The organism is Halobellus inordinatus (genome assembly GCF_024464655.1).
Classification (GTDB): Archaea; Halobacteriota; Halobacteria; order Halobacteriales; family Haloferacaceae; genus Haloquadratum; species Haloquadratum inordinatus.
Map to the genome: position 1 here is coordinate 234,767 of NZ_JANHAV010000002.1, position 16,224 is coordinate 250,990.

The 16,224-nt window shown below is 65.4% G+C and carries 18 protein-coding genes; 9 read left to right on the forward strand and 9 right to left on the reverse strand.

Translation table 11 applies throughout. From position 1 onward, the window contains the following. Positions 1 to 28 precede the first annotated feature (28 nt). The gene (hjc, locus tag NO347_RS05490; protein WP_256288641.1) at positions 29 to 502 is read left to right on the forward strand and encodes a Holliday junction resolvase Hjc; all 474 of its coding nucleotides are present in this window, start codon (positions 29 to 31) and stop codon (positions 500 to 502) included. Positions 503 to 612: 110 nt separating this feature from the next. Here the strand turns inward: hjc and NO347_RS05495 are convergent, their stop codons facing one another. After that, positions 613 to 1,419 (reverse strand): SWIM zinc finger family protein, encoded by an 807-nt coding sequence (locus NO347_RS05495; RefSeq protein WP_256288642.1) that lies wholly within the window; start codon positions 1,417 to 1,419, stop codon positions 613 to 615. A 139-nt stretch (positions 1,420 to 1,558) separates the two neighbouring features. Between NO347_RS05495 and NO347_RS05500 the strand changes: the two genes are divergently transcribed. After that, positions 1,559 to 1,753 (forward strand): DUF7472 family protein, encoded by a 195-nt coding sequence (locus tag NO347_RS05500; RefSeq protein ID WP_121568666.1) that lies wholly within the window; start codon positions 1,559 to 1,561, stop codon positions 1,751 to 1,753. A gap of 156 nt (positions 1,754 to 1,909) precedes the next feature. Here NO347_RS05500 and NO347_RS05505 read toward each other — a convergent pair whose 3' ends face one another. Further along, on the reverse strand, positions 1,910 to 3,064 hold the full coding sequence (locus tag NO347_RS05505; RefSeq protein ID WP_256288902.1) for a DNA primase large subunit PriL: 1,155 nt from the start codon (positions 3,062 to 3,064) through the stop codon (positions 1,910 to 1,912). A gap of 170 nt (positions 3,065 to 3,234) precedes the next feature. Between NO347_RS05505 and NO347_RS05510 the strand changes: the two genes are divergently transcribed. Beyond that, positions 3,235 to 3,825, forward strand: a complete 591-nt coding sequence (locus NO347_RS05510; RefSeq protein ID WP_256288643.1) for a DUF7474 family protein — start codon at positions 3,235 to 3,237, stop codon at positions 3,823 to 3,825. Positions 3,826 to 3,870: 45 nt separating this feature from the next. Here NO347_RS05510 and NO347_RS05515 read toward each other — a convergent pair whose 3' ends face one another. The 4 genes from NO347_RS05515 to NO347_RS05530 all read right to left on the reverse strand — a co-directional run bounded on the left by NO347_RS05515 (position 3,871) and on the right by NO347_RS05530 (position 9,009). Then, complete coding sequence (locus NO347_RS05515) at positions 3,871 to 4,614, reverse strand: DNA polymerase sliding clamp (RefSeq protein WP_256288644.1); 744 nt, start codon at positions 4,612 to 4,614, stop codon at positions 3,871 to 3,873. A gap of 149 nt (positions 4,615 to 4,763) precedes the next feature. Continuing rightward, positions 4,764 to 6,026, reverse strand: a complete 1,263-nt coding sequence (locus NO347_RS05520) for a carboxypeptidase-like regulatory domain-containing protein (protein WP_256288645.1) — start codon at positions 6,024 to 6,026, stop codon at positions 4,764 to 4,766. Then, the gene (gene ccsA, locus NO347_RS05525) at positions 6,026 to 8,473 is read right to left on the reverse strand and encodes a cytochrome c biogenesis protein CcsA (protein WP_256288646.1); all 2,448 of its coding nucleotides are present in this window, start codon (positions 8,471 to 8,473) and stop codon (positions 6,026 to 6,028) included. The genes NO347_RS05520 and ccsA (NO347_RS05525) overlap by 1 nt, the downstream gene beginning before the upstream one ends. After that, positions 8,470 to 9,009, reverse strand: coding sequence for a thioredoxin family protein (locus NO347_RS05530; RefSeq protein WP_256288647.1), 540 nt, complete (start codon positions 9,007 to 9,009; stop codon positions 8,470 to 8,472). The genes ccsA (NO347_RS05525) and NO347_RS05530 overlap by 4 nt, the downstream gene beginning before the upstream one ends. A gap of 241 nt (positions 9,010 to 9,250) precedes the next feature. On the opposite strand from NO347_RS05530, the gene NO347_RS05535 reads away from it, so the two are divergent. The 5 genes from NO347_RS05535 (at position 9,251) to NO347_RS05555 (ending at position 13,041) form a co-directional block, all read left to right on the forward strand. After that, positions 9,251 to 10,615, forward strand: a complete 1,365-nt coding sequence (locus NO347_RS05535) for a c-type cytochrome (RefSeq protein WP_256288648.1) — start codon at positions 9,251 to 9,253, stop codon at positions 10,613 to 10,615. Between the two features lie 24 nt (positions 10,616 to 10,639). After that, positions 10,640 to 11,332 (forward strand): cytochrome c biogenesis CcdA family protein, encoded by a 693-nt coding sequence (locus NO347_RS05540; protein WP_256288649.1) that lies wholly within the window; start codon positions 10,640 to 10,642, stop codon positions 11,330 to 11,332. 3 nt (positions 11,333 to 11,335) lie between these two features. Further along, positions 11,336 to 12,109 carry a cytochrome c biogenesis protein CcsA gene (gene ccsA / locus NO347_RS05545; RefSeq protein ID WP_256288650.1) on the forward strand — a complete coding sequence of 258 codons (774 nt, stop codon included), beginning with the start codon at positions 11,336 to 11,338 and terminating at the stop codon, positions 12,107 to 12,109. A 2-nt stretch (positions 12,110 to 12,111) separates the two neighbouring features. Continuing rightward, positions 12,112 to 12,231, forward strand: coding sequence for a CcmD family protein (locus NO347_RS05550; protein WP_121568659.1), 120 nt, complete (start codon positions 12,112 to 12,114; stop codon positions 12,229 to 12,231). A 63-nt stretch (positions 12,232 to 12,294) separates the two neighbouring features. Beyond that, a complete protein-coding gene (locus NO347_RS05555; protein WP_256288651.1) occupies positions 12,295 to 13,041 on the forward strand; it encodes a halocyanin domain-containing protein in 747 nt (248 codons plus the stop codon). A gap of 243 nt (positions 13,042 to 13,284) precedes the next feature. On the opposite strand, the gene NO347_RS05560 is transcribed toward NO347_RS05555, so the two are convergent. From NO347_RS05560 to NO347_RS05570, 3 genes are read right to left on the reverse strand one after another with little or no spacing between them, the layout of a single operon-like run. Beyond that, positions 13,285 to 13,959 carry a heme exporter protein CcmB gene (locus NO347_RS05560; RefSeq protein WP_256288652.1) on the reverse strand — a complete coding sequence of 225 codons (675 nt, stop codon included), beginning with the start codon at positions 13,957 to 13,959 and terminating at the stop codon, positions 13,285 to 13,287. Then, the gene (ccmA, locus tag NO347_RS05565; protein ID WP_256288653.1) at positions 13,956 to 14,723 is read right to left on the reverse strand and encodes a heme ABC exporter ATP-binding protein CcmA; all 768 of its coding nucleotides are present in this window, start codon (positions 14,721 to 14,723) and stop codon (positions 13,956 to 13,958) included. The genes NO347_RS05560 and ccmA overlap by 4 nt, the downstream gene beginning before the upstream one ends. After that, entirely contained in the window at positions 14,720 to 15,100 is a 381-nt protein-coding gene (locus tag NO347_RS05570; RefSeq protein ID WP_256288654.1) for a cytochrome c maturation protein CcmE domain-containing protein, read from the reverse strand. Before NO347_RS05570 ends, ccmA begins: the two co-directional genes overlap by 4 nt. Before the next feature lie 309 nt (positions 15,101 to 15,409). Between NO347_RS05570 and NO347_RS05575 the strand changes: the two genes are divergently transcribed. Further along, positions 15,410 to 16,183 carry a 23S rRNA (uridine(2552)-2'-O)-methyltransferase gene (locus NO347_RS05575; RefSeq protein ID WP_256288655.1) on the forward strand — a complete coding sequence of 258 codons (774 nt, stop codon included), beginning with the start codon at positions 15,410 to 15,412 and terminating at the stop codon, positions 16,181 to 16,183. Positions 16,184 to 16,224 lie beyond the last annotated feature (41 nt).

A 16,224-nucleotide genomic window follows, 5' to 3' on the forward strand; every position in this document is an offset into this window, starting at 1 on the left:
TTAAGGCCCTCTCTCCCCGAGTGAGCGTATGTCTTCGAACCGGAAGGGCGACCGCCGCGAACGCGAACTCGTCAACCGTCTCGACGAGGCCGGCTTCGCGGTGATGCGCGCCCCCGCCTCGGGATCGGCGACCGACCGGGAACTCCCGGACGTACTCGCCGGCGACGGCGACGTCTTCTACGCCATCGAGGCCAAATCCAGTTCCGGCCGTCCGATCTACCTCTCAGGCGAGGAGGTCGAAGCCCTCATCTACTTCGCCCAAAACTTCGGTGCGAAAGCGCGGATCGGCGTTCGATTCGACCGCGAATCGTGGTACTTCTTCCACCCCGGTGATCTCCACGTGACCGACGGCGGTAACTACCGCGTCAAGAAAGAGACCGCGCTCGCAGAGGGCGAATCGTTCGAGTCGTTCGTCGGCGGTCCCGCGCAGGCACGGCTGACCGACGTCGACGAATCGACAGCGGACGCGACGGCGGATGGGGGCGACAGCGACGACGCCTGATAATGATCACTCTCGTCTCTTACCGCCGACCATCGCCACCGGGAGTGGCGCTCGGCGGTACACAGTGAGAGTAATCACTATGAGAACGCGATAAGCGCCCTAGCGACGCTTCACGCCCGCTGTGTCTCGGCTCCAGTCGTCCCCGACGTTCGCCCGGAGTACGGACCTGCGTCCGCTTCTCCCGACTTACCACCCTCCTCGTCGCCTGCCCGGAGTTCGACGCGCGTGAGTCGCGAGGCCGGAAACAGGTACCGTCGGCTGTCTCTGAGTGCGTCGACCCACGTCCCGAAGTCGTCGACGGCGTCGCCCGCCGGCAGCGACTCGACGTACACGACCGCGAACACCGGTTCGTGGTCGCCGTACGCCGCGTTCGTCTCGTACTCTGAGACGAGGCGCCCCTCGCCGGTTCGGACTTCGTCGGCGCGGTCGCCGATCCGGTCGACGACGACGAGCAGTGCGCCAGTCTCGCGGTCGCGGACGAGGTCGCCGGGGTCGTGGTCGTGGCGGTCACACAGCGCGGGGCCGTCTTGGTCGACTGGCGCGAACATCAGGCCACCGCAGACGGCACAGACGCGCTCGCGTTCGTCGGGGGCCGGAACGAGGCCCGACTCGATTTCGATTGCGACGCGCCGGATGTGTTTGCAGCGCGCCCCGCGGATGGCGCTGTCCGGGCACGTGCAGGTCTCGCGTTCGGCGTCGACGACGTACGTGCCGCCCTCGCTCTCGACGACGTAGCGGCCGTCGCGGAGGGGCCGCACGGTCATCGGCTCGGCGCGGGCGCGGTAGGCGCGTCCCTCGTACCCTTCCGCGGGAAAGGTTCGCTGTCGACGGACGCGGGGCTGTCGGAGGTGGGGACGTCCGGCCCTCGTGTCCGCTGGGGGGGCTTCTGACGCGGGTGTGTTTCGTGTGTGCGTCATCTCTGATGCTCCCGAGAGATCTGCTCTCTCGCTAGTTACACGTACGTTCCGGACGAACCTAAACCCTCGTTTCAAGTGGAGCTCACCGCCGGAAAACCGCATCGAAGCCCTTTTAGAATGGCCACCGGAAGGCGGACGTATGGATATCGATGCGGAGATGCGCCGGAAGATCGTCGTCTCTATCGTCTCTGTCGGCGCTTTCTTCGCCCTCTTCGTCGGGATCGGCGTCACGTACGGCCCCGACCTCGGCGACACGGGCGGACTCGCTCTCGTCGGCGCGATCGCGCTGTTCGTCCTCGTGATGGCCGGCGTCGGCGTGTATCTGCAGGACTGATACTGTCGGACAGCAGTTCGTGAATCATTTTGGGACCCACGGGGAGCCGATGATTTTCACATCGGTCTGTCCGACAGTATGACTCGCCGGTAGGACTCCCTTACCGACTCACCGGCGACGACGGTTCGTCACGCGCAGCACACGACGGCTGTTCTGTTACTCACCGGTCGTGGTTTCCCGCCAGTCGCGAACGTCGCCAGCGTCCCGTACCGCGTCCGTGTAGTACGACAGTGGATGTGAAATCGTCTCACAGCGCTCGTCGGGGTCGACGCAGTCGCCGTAGGACTGCATCGTCGTACACGACGGCGGGGGATACTGTGTTCCGTCGGCGTTCGCCAGGTACTCGACGCGCGTCTCGATGCGCTCTGCCGTGTCGCCGTCGACGTCGAGAAGCGTCGTCACGTCGTCGGCGTCCATCCCGAACGCGACGAGGAACGAGACGAGTGAGAACTCCGCGTGCCCGGGGAGTGCCTCGTCGCCGCGGGCACGGCGGACCAGCGCTTTCATACACGGTGGGAACAGCGCGGGGACGACGGCGTCGACCGTCGTTCGCCCCGCGTCGTGGTCGTTCAGCAGGGAACGGAGGTCGGCGACGGCTGTCGAGACCGCCTCCGCGATCGCGTCGCCGCCGTCGGTGCCGCGCACCTCGAACGGGAGTCCGGTCGCGACGCGGCGCTCGACGGCCGCTTCGAGTATCCGAGACAGTTCCTCGGCCGCGACACGGACCTCGCCGGCGGCGACCTCGCGGTTGACGAGTCGCCACCGACTGCCCCACTCGGCGTCCGCGAGGTCGAGGTACGATCCCAGTTCGACCCAGTAGTGCGACGGGGCTCGGCTGCCGGCGCTTGCTCCACCGCCTCGGCGGGCACCGGGGCGGGCCGTGCTTCCAGTCCCGCCCGCCTGCTCGGGGCGCACGGCGTCTGCGAGATCGAACTCTCGGAGCACCTCCTCCAGCGACGCACGGGTGCGGCCACCGCTCTGGAGGTCGTCGTCGGCCGCGAAGTCCGTTTGAAACCGCTCGCGCGCGGTCGCCGCCTCGGCTTTGGCGTACTTCTCGACTGCTGCGGGCGTCTCGATCAGCGAGACGAGGATCCGCGCGATCGGATACGAGAGTAGTTCCTCTCTGGTGTCCCACCGACGCGGGTCCTCGGCGGCGACGTTGCCCTCCATCAGGGCGCGCTCGACCCGCTCTTTGCCCCGCTCGACGGCGGGTGCGTCCTCGGCGATGAGCGCCGCCGGCGAGATTTCGGCCTCGCGGACGGCCTCGCGGGCCCCCTCGAAGAAGGGATAGCGCGCGTAGAGCGGGTCCATCGGCATCGCACGAGCGTTGCGCCCGCCGCCGAATAAACACGACGATCGGTGAAGACCCGATCTGGCAGAACCGACGATCGACCGCGTCGACGACTGACGGCGCGTCCCGAACGCCACGGTCGGCGATCCACACCGTATCATCTAAGACGACACGTGCCCACTCTCTCTGCGTGCCGCAGTTCGACTACCCGTGTCCCGACTGCCGGGCCACGAACAGCCTTCACGACGCCGACTGTGAGTTCGAGGGAACGCCCTGGCCCGACGTCGAGAAGGCCTACATCGACATCGTCTCGCGTCTCACGGCCGCGCCGACCGAGGAGGCGGACCTGTATGACGCGGTCGACGGCGAGTGGGACGGCCTCCACCGCGCCGCGCTCGAACGCCTGAAGCGCGACGAGCGCGTCACAGAGGGTAACGACGTCCTGAGGCTCCTCACCGCCGCGGAGTTCCGCGAGCAGGTGTCCGAGCCGACGCGCGAGCCGATGCGGACGCTCTACCGCCACGGGAGCGTTCCCGGCTGTCACGACAACGCGGTCTTCGCGATGATCGCGTGGTACGAGATGGTCGGGCTCTCGTGGTCGGAGACCCGCGAGAACGTCGTCGAGTGGCTGCGAGAGAGCGGTGCGTGGGCTCGTGGGGGATTCGAGGAAACCTCGCCCGAAGCGTTGGTCGACTCCAAGCGCCACGTCTACGAGGCGGGGTACGGCTGGAAGGAGAAGGCCCAGGCGGCAAAGCGCGTCATCGATCGCCACCGCGGGTGATTTTCCGCCCGTTCGACGGCCTCGTTTGGCCGCGGCTCCGCGTCTTCAGTCGCTCTGGATGCGCGGCGCGAGCATATACGTAACGTTGCCCTGTCCTTCGGCGACCGCGTAGTGGATCTTCACCGGGAATTCCTCGCCGAGTTCGACGGTGACCTCCGCGTCCTTCGGGATCGCCTTGTTCATATCCTTCAGGTAGTCCAGCGAGAACAGCGAGTCGGCCGAGCCGGCCGTGAGCGCGATGAGATCGTCGGTGTCGAGTTCGAAGTCGACGTCGTCGGTGTCGCCCTCGGCTTCGATGTGGAACGCCTCGTCGGTCGCGTCGACGCGGAGCCGCACGTGATCGGAGACCATATCGGCGGCCTTGATCCCGCGATCGAGCTGTGCGCCCTCGAGTACGATCTCCGCGGCGAGATCCAGGTCGGGGATGTCGGGCTCTTGGCGGATCGAGTCGGGGTCGATGAGCGCGAGCGTCGAGGAGAGGCCGTCCATCCGAATGTTGAGCTTCCGGGTCTCCTCGTCGAGTTCGAGTTCGACGAGCTGGTCGCCGCTCGCCATCCCGACGAAGTCTTCGAGCTTCGCGAGGTTGACGCCGATGACGCCTCCGTCGGCCTCGTAGGACTCGAAAGCGGCGGCGTCGAGCGAGAGATCCACCATTCCGACGTTCGCGGGATCGACGGCGCGAATCGACAACTCGTCTTCGTTCAGCCGGATCTTGCACTCGTCCACCAACACGCTCACCGAGTCGAGCGCATCTTGGAGCGTAGACGCGCTCACGATGGCCTTGAACATATGGGCGGGGCTACGACAGCGGGCTTAAAAATACTCCTGATTTTTGTTCGCGCGCGCGACGACGAATAAGGTGATGTCAGTCGTGGACGGCAGCCGTCAGTCGTAGATGCCGCCGTCCGTCGTCGCTCTCGCAGAGCCTACGTGCTGGATCAGTCTTCGCCGGTATTTGACAGCCCAGCGTCGGCGACGCGGTACGCGCCGAGTCCGACGATCACTGTCCCGAAGATCCCGCCGAGAATCGGTATGCCGGGGAACGACGGGATCGATCCGCTCTCCGAAGAGGACGTCTCGACCGCCGAGGACGACGCGCCGGCGCTGGATCCGGAGTCGGACGTGGCGCCCGCTCCCGCCGCCGACGCCTCCATCTGCGCTCCCGAGACGTCGACGCTTATCGTCTCACCCGCGTCGAGCGACTCGGTCGTCGTGAGAAGCGAAATCGGCGAGGAGCCGACCCGGAGGTTCTCCGAGTGGCTCACCTTCGAGGTGTTGTAGCCCTGCAGGACGACCGCGAGCGACGACGTGTTGCGGACGACCTGCTTTTCGAACTGCCGTCCGGTGAGGTCGTAGGCCGCGCCGATCTGCGTGGTGCCGTTCGCCGGCACGCTGACGTTCAACTGGACGCCGGAATCGGTGCGTCTGTACTGCGCCTGCTCGCCGCCGACCATCGCGGCGTACGGCGACGCGTCGGCCGGGAGCCCGATGGTCACCGTACCGACGAACGGCCGGTCGGTCGGATTCTCGAAGGCGACCGTCTCTACGACGCTCGGGTTCGTCGAGGCGTTCTGCGCCGGAAGCATCTGCACGACGTGGCCCGTCGGTGAGCGGTTCGCGACGTTCAATATCGAGGTGTCGCTCGTCGGCGGCTGCGCCGTGATCGTCACGCTGTCGGTCGTCGACGGGTCCACCGTGCGTCGGTACTCGGCATCGCCGACGGCCGCCCGAATCTCGTAGGTCTCGTCCGATTCGAGCGGTCCGAACGCGAACGAACCGGTCGCGTTCGTCCGGTAGGTGTCGACGACGAACTCGTCTTCGTCGACGACTTCGATGACCGCTCCCTCGGTGCCGCTTCCGTCAGGATTGCGGATCGTTCCAGACACGCGCTCTGTGAGGTCCATCGACACCTGCGTCTGATTCTGTAGTATCTCGTAGTGCGTCGCGCCGCCGTGGCTGACGCGAACGGCGTAACTCGGCGCGTCCGGTGCGTCGACGCTGAACGACGAGCCGTCGATGGTCGTCGTGACCGAGCCGTCGGCGCGTTGTTGCTGCTGCGTGAGCGGGACGACTTCGACGCGAGCGCCGTCCGTATTTCCGTCCTCGGCGGTGACCGTTCCGCTGACCGTCGTCGTCGCGGAGGCCACGGGAACGAACGCCAGACAACTGACGACGACGAGGAGCGCGATGAGACGCCGCATCAGTCGCTCACCTCCTGGACGGCACCGGCGTCACTGCCCGTCTGCTGCGCCGATCTCCGATCGCTCGTTCCTGCGCTCGCGCTCGTCCGCACGCCGTGTCGCGGATCGAAGAACAACACGAGTAACATTCCGACGAGCAGCGCGAGGATGCTCACGCGCATCAGCGTGACGAACGGCACGCGCTTGACCGAGATCGAGGCGGTTCCGTCGCTGACGCCCGCGATGACGTAGGTGTCGACGAGCGGGCCGCGGTCGATCAGCACGTCTCTGACCTGGAGGCCGCCCTGCTGGGGATACTCGCGCTGGCCGGCGACGCCGGAGACGACGATGCCGTCCTCGTCGTAGACGGCGAGTGAGACGCCGTTAGCGACGACGCGCGTCGGGACAACCGACTCGGGCGGGTCGTCAGCCGGACCGATCGTCTGCGGGCCGGCGAGGACGATCGCGTCGGCGGTCGGGACGAACTCCCACATCACCTGGCCGCGCGCGACGACCTCCTGGCCGGTTTCGATGCCGACGGACCCGTTCCCGGCGACGCCGACCCAGACCTGGGAGTTGTCGAGTTGCACCACCGTCGCCTGTGGTCCCTCACGTATCGCCGTCACCGTCCCGTGGACGGCCTGTACCGAGGTGTTCAACGACTGCCCGCGGGTGAGGACCTGCGAGGACGACAGCGCGTACGTCTCGGGTTCGGGGTTGTTGGGGAACTCGTTCTGTTCGTAGCCCAGCACGCGGACGTCGTAGGGGGAGTCCCCGACGTCGCGCTGGGAAGTGTCGACCGCACCGCTGGCGACGCCCGTGGCCATCACCGATGCCTGACCGGCGAACAGGTACATAAACGGCAGCGAGAGCACGAGAAGCGCGGCGCCGACGTGAATGAGCGTGATCCCGCTTTCTTTCAGTTTCGCGTCTCGGCTCGTCGTCGCCGCGATCCGACTGCCCGTGCGCTTCACGGTCCCGAAGATGGCGTACGCCACCGGCGGCAGCACCGACAGCGCGCTCGCGTTGCCGACGAGCTGGTAGACGAAGGCGTCGCTCGGGCGAACGGACGCCAGCCGCCAGGTCTCGGAGGGCGCGACGGCAGCTCCGACGACCGTCGCGAGGCCGAACACGCCGAGGCTGATGAGACTCCGGCGCAGGCCGTCCCGCTCGTAGTCCATATAGAAGCCCAAGAGGAGAAGCACCGCGAGCACGAGCGGGAAACTCCAGAGGTTGTAGTAGCGCGACTCGACGGACACTTCGAGCCCGGTCATCGCGCTCCGCAGGACGGGGAAGGAGAGACCCCACAACGAGACGAACGTGAGGAGGCCGAACAGCAGGACGGCGAGGTGCAGCAGATTCGAGCGGTTGATCCAGCCAGCGAGGCCGGATTCGCCCGCCGCCGCTTCGGCGTCGTCGTCAGAGTCGTCGTTCTGCAACAGCCAGTAGGCGAACGGAGCGACCACGCCCAGTAGGGTCGTGATGCCCATCAGTATGAGGAAGGACGCGCCGATGCCGCCGTCGGCGAAGGAGTGGATGCTCCTGAAGACGCCGCTCCGAACGACCGAGGTCGTGTACACGGCGAGCGCGAAGACGCTCGCGGTCATCGCCGGCGCAAGGATCCGATAGCGGCCGCCGGGCCGGTAGTTCGTGACGGCGTGTAGCGTCGCGGTCAGGAACAGCCACGGGACCAAGATTGCCGTCTCGACAGGGTCCCACGCCCAGATGCCACCCCAGCCGAGGACCGTGTACGACCAGAGGCCGCCGAGCGCGACGGCGGCGGTGAGGAAGAGCCAGCTAAGCCGGAGCCAGCGCGTGACACTTCCGATCCACGCCGAGAAGAGGCCGTCGTCGCCGCGGAACAGCGCGATGAAGTGCGCCGCTCCGATGGCGAACGGCATCGTCAGCAGGGCGTAGGAGATGAACATCACCGGCGGGTGGATCGCCATATACGGATCGACGAGGAGCGGGTTCAGGCCCTGCCCGCTCGTCGGCACGAACCCGGGCGGCGCGTTGGGGAACTCCGTTCGCACCGAGGCGAACGGGCTCTGCAGCAGCAACATCGCCGTGAAGTAGGTCACGAGGCCGACGGTGAACGCGTGGATGAGCTTCCCGCGCCGGGTCGGGAACCCGCGTGAGAGGCTCGCGACTAGCGCGACGACGGCGACGATCGCCGCCCACAGGAGCACCGATCCCTCGTTGGCAGCGTATACGCCGGTCACCCGGTAGAGAAGCGAGAGGTACGAGGCCGTGTTCTCCCACACGTACGCGTTCGTGTAGTCCTGGTTGATGAACTGGTACGTGAGGTGTGCGAGTGCGGCAACTAGAAGCACCGCCGTCCCCGCGGTCAGTTTCGGGACGTACGAGAGGTACGCGTCGTCGTCGCGGAGGTACGACCGCGCGAGAATCGCCGTCCCCGACAGTCCCGAGAGGAACGCCAGCGCGAGCAGGATCGTTCCGGGATTCATACTGCGGCCTCCGTCAACCGGCCGGCCGTGTTCTCTGTGCTCTGCGACGTTCCGTTTGCTGTCTGTCCGGCCTGGTAGCGCTGCTTGGCTGTCTCCAGATACGAGCGGAAGTCGTCTTTCGCCGCGTAGCCAGGAATTCGGGTGAGTACCTCGCCCTCAGGCGTCACGATGACGTGCTGGGGCGGGTAGTTGATGTTGTACCGCTGTTGTAGCCGGGTCGCGCTCTCGGAGTCGCTGTCGAGGTTCACTGCGACTTTGGTGAACTCGTCGAGTTCCGATTGCACTGCCGGGTCGCTGTAGACGTTCCGGTTGTAGTCCTCGCAGTAGGTACACCAGGTCGTCCAGTAGTAGATTACGACCGGCTCGTCTTCCGCGGCGGCCGTCTCCACCGCGCTCGAATAGTTCGTCTGCCATTTGACCTCGCCGTGATACGAGTAGCCTTCGTCTGACAGGACCGGAGCTGCGTTCATAGAGAGGTACCCGATCCCGAGCAAGAGGGCGAAGAAGGCGATCGTCATCGCCTTTCGTGGGTTCATCGGTGTAGCCGCTTGTAGATTCCCGCAGTAAAATGTACCGTCGTAGACTTCTCTAGTCTAGCTGGGAAGTGGCAATATTCCGCACGTTTATGTCTTCTCAGTAACTCGATTTTCGCTGAGAGCCGGCGAGAAGTTGTGCAGAAGGGAATCTTTATTACTCGGCTATATTCATACGCAGATACCGTCGTAACTGAGGAATATACGAAATGATTGTAGAAAGTACGGTCACGGTGACCGAGCGATGAGTCAAGGAGATTCCACCCTCCTGCTCAAACCCGTCCTGCTCGTCTTCGGGACGGTTCTCGCGGCGATCCTCGTCGTGTTCGCCGTCAACGGCGCTATCGCCTTTATGGGTGGTCCGTCGGACGCGCCGGCGGCCGCCAGCGGTGGCGGCGGCGAGGTGCGAGAACTCCCCGGGACGTGGAACGGGAGCAAGTGGTACAGCGAGGAGCTTCGCGAACAGGAGTTCCAGTACAAGAACGCAACGGCGGGCGAAGAAGTGAACTTCGTCCCCAAGGAGATGAACAACTCGACGCTTCCGGAGAACGAAAACCGGCGCGAACTCATCCGTGAGGGTCGTGCCATCTTCGCGAACACGTCGAACGAGATGCCCGAACACGTCGGGAACGACCTCTCCTGTGCGAACTGTCACGGCGGAGGCGATCTCCCGACGACGACCGGAATGGTCGGGCAGGACATCGATATGATTCCGCTCGTCGGGACCGCGGCCGGCTACCCCGAGTGGACCGGCCGGACCCAGCGGATGCGAGATATGCGGCAGCGCATTATGGGCTGCTTCCTCCGCAGTATGAACGCGCCGGGCTCCGAAGAGGGCGTCCCGGCCTACGACAGCCGTGAGATCCAGGCGATGGAGTCCTATATGGTCTGGCTCAACAAGGGGACGCCGAGCGAAACCGTCCCGTACTGGCGGCACATCGAGAAGCCGGAGGGCGACGAGAAGGTGCCCGTCTCCGAGGTCAACCCGGTCCGCGGGGCCGAGCTGTACCTCGAAAACTGCGCATCCTGTCACGGTGCTGACGGACAGGGCGTCGAAGGACAGTACCCGCCGCTGTGGGGTGAAGACTCCTTCAACGACGGTGCCGGAATGGGCCGTATCTACACCTCCGCAGGGTTCATCCGCGAATCGATGCCCTACGGCGCTGGCCACACGTTCTCCAACTGGGAGGACGTCCAGGACGTCGCCGGATATATGAACGCGCACAAGCGGCCGCACCTCCCGCGACAGCCCAAAGACTGGGCGGTCGCCGGTGCGCCCGACGAAGCGGTCTACTACAACCGCACGCAGCAGCGCTTGGGCTACGATATGAATCCGATGACGAAGAAGCTCATGCTCGCGGGGATCCCGGTCGACGACACCCCGCTCGAGGAGGGTATGATCCCGGACGACGTCGAGCGGTACGAACAGCCGCTCAAGAACGAGTCGGTCGACGGCTCGTGGGAGACGACGTGGATCCGGACCTACGAGGACGTCGGTAACTCGACGGCCGACAACTCCACAGAGCAGTCGTCGATGTCGGCGCAAGACGCAGTCACGACCGCCTTCGAGGGCGAATCGTCCGCAGCGTCCGGCGAGACGGCGAGCTAACGGATTCATCACGACTAGCATCGAATGATGGACAATCCGACGACCGCCGCGGTGTTTTTCGCGGGGGTTTTGACCATCCTGACGCCGTGCTGTCTCCCGATGATCCCCGTTTTAGTCGTCGGAGCGAACGGACACGTGCTGCGACCGATCGTCATCGTGATCGGGAGCACATTGACGTTCACCGCACTCGGGGTCGCGACCGGGATGATCGGTTCGGTGACCCCCGACTCAGTCCGTGCGCCGTTCGCGGTGCTGATGCTCGGTTTCGGGATCGTGATGGCCGACGACGACGTGAACGACCTGTACTCGCGGTACGCCTCACGGCTCGCGGGACGGGCGTCGCGGCTCACGGGCCGGGTCGACGAGCGCGAGCACCCGCTCGCGAACGCCTTCGTGGTCGGGTTGCTGCTGGGCGTCATCTGGCTCCCCTGCGTCGGCCCGGTGCTCGGCGGCGTCTTAGCGTACGTCGGGACGGCCTCGGACGTGGTCGGCAGCGCCCGTCTCCTGGCGATCTACGGGGCGGGCTTTTCGATCCCGCTTCTCGGGGTCGCCTACGTCGGGCAGGCCGGGAGCCGGCGGCTCCTCGATTCGGTCACGAACGGCGAATCGACCGAGCTGTTCCGGACAGCGACCGGATACGCGCTCATCGCGTTGGGAATCGCTGTCCTCTTTGGGCTCGACAAACTTGCTCTTGCATCGGTAACGAACTGGCTATAACGTATGATCGGTAGTTCATCCACGGACGGCGACGGCACGCGCAACCGCACGAGCATTCGGTTCGCCCGTATTTTGGGCACCGTCACGGCGTTTCTCCACCGCCTGACGCGGAGCCGGCTCGTCTCGTGGGGGGCGTTCGGATTCGGCCTCCTGTCGATGGTGCTGATCTTCGGCTACGCCTCGGATACGATGTACGGCATCGAACACGGGGCGAATCTACTCGCGTACTGGCACATCTCGCTCGCGTGGGTCGCCGCGGCTGCGCTCGGCTCGACGTTCATCGGGAGCGCGCTGTATCTGCGCTACCGCGGCCCCTTCTGGAGCCGGCTGGCCCACAGTTCCGGTGAACTCGGATTCCTCTTCGCGACGCTGACGCTGTTGCTCGGTAGCGCGTGGGGGCGAGTCATCTGGAACTCCTGGTGGGAGTGGACCGACGTCAGGCTCGTGACGTTCCTGATCGTGTGGTTCATCTATGCCGGCTACCTGGTCGTTCACTCGGCCACGGAGGACCAGACGGGCGATCGATACGCGGCCGTCTACGGGGTCGTCGGATTCGTGACGGTCCCGCTGTCGTACGCGTCGACGCGGCTGTGGACGCCGACGTTCCACGAGACGACGATCGGTAACAGCGGCGTCAGCGCGAACATCGATCCGCTCACGCTCGTCGTGACGCTCGTCGCGGCGACGTTCCTGTATCTCTATCTCCTCGGGATCCGGATCCACCTTCACGAACTCGAACAGCAAGTACGCAGACTGCACTCAGCACGGAGGCGATAACGATGGAACCACTACTCTTGGCCGGATACACCGCGCTCTTCGTCGCGTTCTTCGGATACGTGACGTACTTACAGCGCCGGATGTCGCGGCTGGAACGACGACTCGAAGACGCACAGACGTAACGACGCGTAGTATTGGACAGCAAACCAGAACGCACACAAAACCTCAACGACGATTCAACGACAATGGACGACACGACTGACACATCGACTGATCGACGAGCGTTCCTGCGCCGCACGGCGACGGGCGTCGGCGCAGCAGCGACCTTCGCACTCTCGGCGGACACCGCGGCCGCCCAGTCGGAACCCGACTACGGCGGCTGGTTCGACGGTGTGGGTAACTTCGAGGGCACGTACGACTTCACCGGCCAGTCCGAAGTGACGATTTCGGTCGGATCTGAGGCAAACGGCGGCTACTACGGCTTCAACCCCGCGGCGATCCGCGTCGACCCCGGCACGACCGTCATCTGGCAGTGGACCGGGAAAGGCAACAGCCACAACGTCATCGCCGAGGACGGTACCTTCGAGAGCGAGATGTACTCCGCTGCCGGCGAGACGTTCGAGTACACCTTCGAGAGCGAAGGGATGTACAAGTACTTCTGTCAGCCCCACCGCGCGCTCGGAATGCTCGGCGCGGTCGTCGTCGGCGGCAGCGGCGGGATGGACTCGAGTCAGGTCTCCCAGCCGCTGCTCGAATCCGGAGGCGACGGTGGCGGCGGTGGCGGTAGTGGCGGCGAAAGCGGTGGCAGTGGCGGCGGCGAAAGCGGCGGCGAAGGCAGCGGCCTCTCCGGTGCCTCCGGGCCGATCTCCTTCGAGGGTGCGACGTTCGTCACGACGCTCGTGCTCGGCCTGCTCTCGCCGATCTTCTTCGCCGTCTTCCTGCTGCTCAAGCAGAGCGACGAAAGCGGCGGCCCGCCCGCGAACACTAACTGAGGATTCGCGCCGCTGGCGACTGTTTTTGTACTGCCGACGCGACCGTAGCCGACGGTTCTGACCCGTCGAAACTGTAGAGGCTGTTTCTAGCACGTCGACTGATACTGATTACTCTCGTCTCTTACCGCCGATCATCGCCACCGGGAGTGGCGCTCGGCGGTACACAGTGAGAGTAATCACTATGAGAGTCGTTCACGACACCGTTGAGCTCCTGCGACGGCGTTTCATCGAGTTGTCGCTCTCTCACTCCTCGACGACGTACTCGAACGTCGCGACGCCGGCGAGCAGCACGATGCCGGCGTACAGCGTGAGGAGGCGGAGCCAGCCACCGAGGGGCGCGCCGCTTTCGAGCGCGGTCGTGAGTTCGACCCCCGCGAGCAAGAGCGGGACGACGAGCGGCACCAGGAGGACGGGTAAGGCGAGTTCGTCCAGCCCCGAGCGGAACGTCAGGATCGAGACCACGACGCCGATGGCGGAGAAACCGACGGCCGACACGAGGAGGACGCCGACGATCGCGGCCGCGGTCGACATCGAGGGACTGTAGCCGAGGAAGACCGACGTCGCGCCCAGCGTCAACAGACTCACCGCGAAGATGAACACGGTGGTGCTGAGGACCTTCCCGAGGTAGATCGCCGAGCGGTCGATCGGGGCGATGAGCAGGCCGTCGAGCGCGCCGTTCCGATCTTCCAGTTCGATCGTCTTCGTGACGCCGAACGTGCCGGAGAACACGAACGCGACCCACAGCGCGCCGCGTCCGAGCAGCGCGGCGCTCTGGAGCGTCTGGACGAAACTGAACGCGAACGTGAGCACGACGAGCAGCGCGAAGACCGCAACCGTGGTCGTCACCTGCTTCGTCCGGCGCTCGATCTGGAGGTCCTTCTTGAGCACCCGATAGATCGCGCCGAGGAACGAACTCATCGCACTGCTTCGCTCGTCTCTGGTTCGGCGACGCCGATCGCCCGCCGATACGTCGATTCGAACGACGCCGCGCCCGATTCGTCGAGGTCGACGTCGGCTTCGATCCGTCCGCGGTCGACGACGAGCGCACGCGAGCACCGCTCGACGCCTCGCTCGAGGTCGTGGGTCGTCAACACCACCGTCCGGTCGTCGAAGCCGTCGAGGACGGTTTCGAGGTCAGCGACCGACCGCTGATCGAGTCCGGTGTATGGCTCGTCGAGGAGCAACACTTCGGGGTCGTGCAACAGCGCCCGCGCGAGTGAGAGCCGCTTTCGGAGGCCGTGGGAGAACTCGCCCGGGCGGTCGCTACCGCGGTGACTCAGGCCGACGGTTTCGAGCACCGACTCACACCGCGCCGCCGGGTCGTCGACGCCGTGGAGGCCGGCGTGAAACCGGAGGTTCTCCCGTGCGGTGAGTTCGTCGTACACCATCGTCTCGTGGGTGACGACGCCAACAGTTCGATAGGTGGTGTAATCGTCCGGTGCTAACGCGACGCCGTCGACCGAGATCGTCCCCTCAGTCGGCCGCGTGAGTCCGGCGAGCATTCGGAGGAGCGTCGTCTTCCCGGCTCCGTTCGGGCCGAACAACCCGAGCGTCGATCCGCGTTCGACCGTGAACGACAGCCGTTCGACGGCCGTGAAGTGTCCGTAGGATTTCGTCACGTCCGCGACCTCGATTGCAGGCGGGACCGCGTCAGCTTTGACCGGATCGTCTCCCGACCTCATCGAGCGCTTTCGGGCCGTTCTTCGCCCTCGTGTGCACGAACCGAGAGCTTGTTCGCGACGAGTTCGCCGCCGTCGTATCGCCCTTTCGCGACGACGACACGGCCGTCCTGAAGCGTATCGGGAACAGTCCCTTCGTAGACGACCGGGACGGTGTGGTTACCGTCCGTCACTGCGAAGGTGATCGCCTGGCCCTCGGTGTCGAGGTCCGTTGCGACTCCTTCCAGATTCACCCAGTCGTCCTGATACGTTCCCTCGTTCTCGGAGATCTGCGTCGGCGAAACGAACGCGGCCGAGGCGTTCATACTCGTCACGCCGAGCGTGGCGAGTAGCACGAGAATCCCGACCGTCGTGACGAGGAGTTTGTTCTTCCGGCGCACTACCGGAGGGAGTGGCTGGGTACTCTTGATTGTACCGAATCGCCACGACTTGGGCCGCTTCTGCCCACGCCTCCCTCCTCGCTAGACAACCTCGATAGTAGTTCCGCGGTCGTCTGTGGCCCCTGCCGCGTCGACGTCGCCGCCTCGACTATTCGCGGGTGGTGTTGGCGTGCCAACTCGTCCGTGTCCGTTTCTCGGGGCTCGCTCCGACGAACCTTTCCCCGCTGACCGTCTCTTAGGTCGTATGCAACCGACGCGTTCGCCCCGCGACGATCGGGCGAGAGTATCCCACGGAGGTGGGTGGTACCGATGACTGGGAAAGACCACTACTACAACAAGGCAAAGCAGGAGGGCTACCGCGCCCGCTCGGCGTACAAACTGAAGCAACTCGACGAGGAGGCGGGCCTGTTCGGTCCCGGAAACACCGTCGTCGACCTCGGTGCGGCACCCGGCGGGTGGCTCCAAGTCGCTGCCGAGGCCGTCGGCGACCGCGGCACCGTCGTCGGCGTCGACTTCCAGCGCATCCGCGACCTCGATCACGACAACGTCGAGACGGTCCGCGGCGATATGACCGACGAGGAGACGAAAGACGAACTCCGCGAGCGGATCGGCGACGACGGCGCAGACGTCGTCATCTCCGATATGGCGCCGAATATGTCCGGCGAGTACTCGGTCGATCACGCGCGTTCGGTCCACCTCGCACGGCAGGCGTTCGAGGTCGCACTCGACCTGTTGCCCGCCGGCGGCGACTTCGCCGCGAAGGTGTTCGACGGCCAGGACCTCGCCGACCTGCGCGCGGAGATCGACGAGGAGTTCGAGTACGTTCGCTCGATCCGCCCGGACGCCTCTCGGGACTCCTCGTCGGAACTGTATCTCGTCGGCAAACACCGGATCACGGCGCCCGTCGAAGAAGGCGAAGAACTGGACGTCGTCGTCGACGACGTCGGCAGCGAGGGCGACGGCGTCGTCAAGATCGACGGCTACACGCTCTTCGTCGCCGGCACGGAAACGGGCGATTCAGTCCGTGTCCGCGTCACCGACCTGAAGCCGAACTTCGGGTTCGCCGAAGTCGTCGAAGAATAGCGGTCGACTCTTTCAGCGAGCGTCTTCTGAGGCGCTGATTC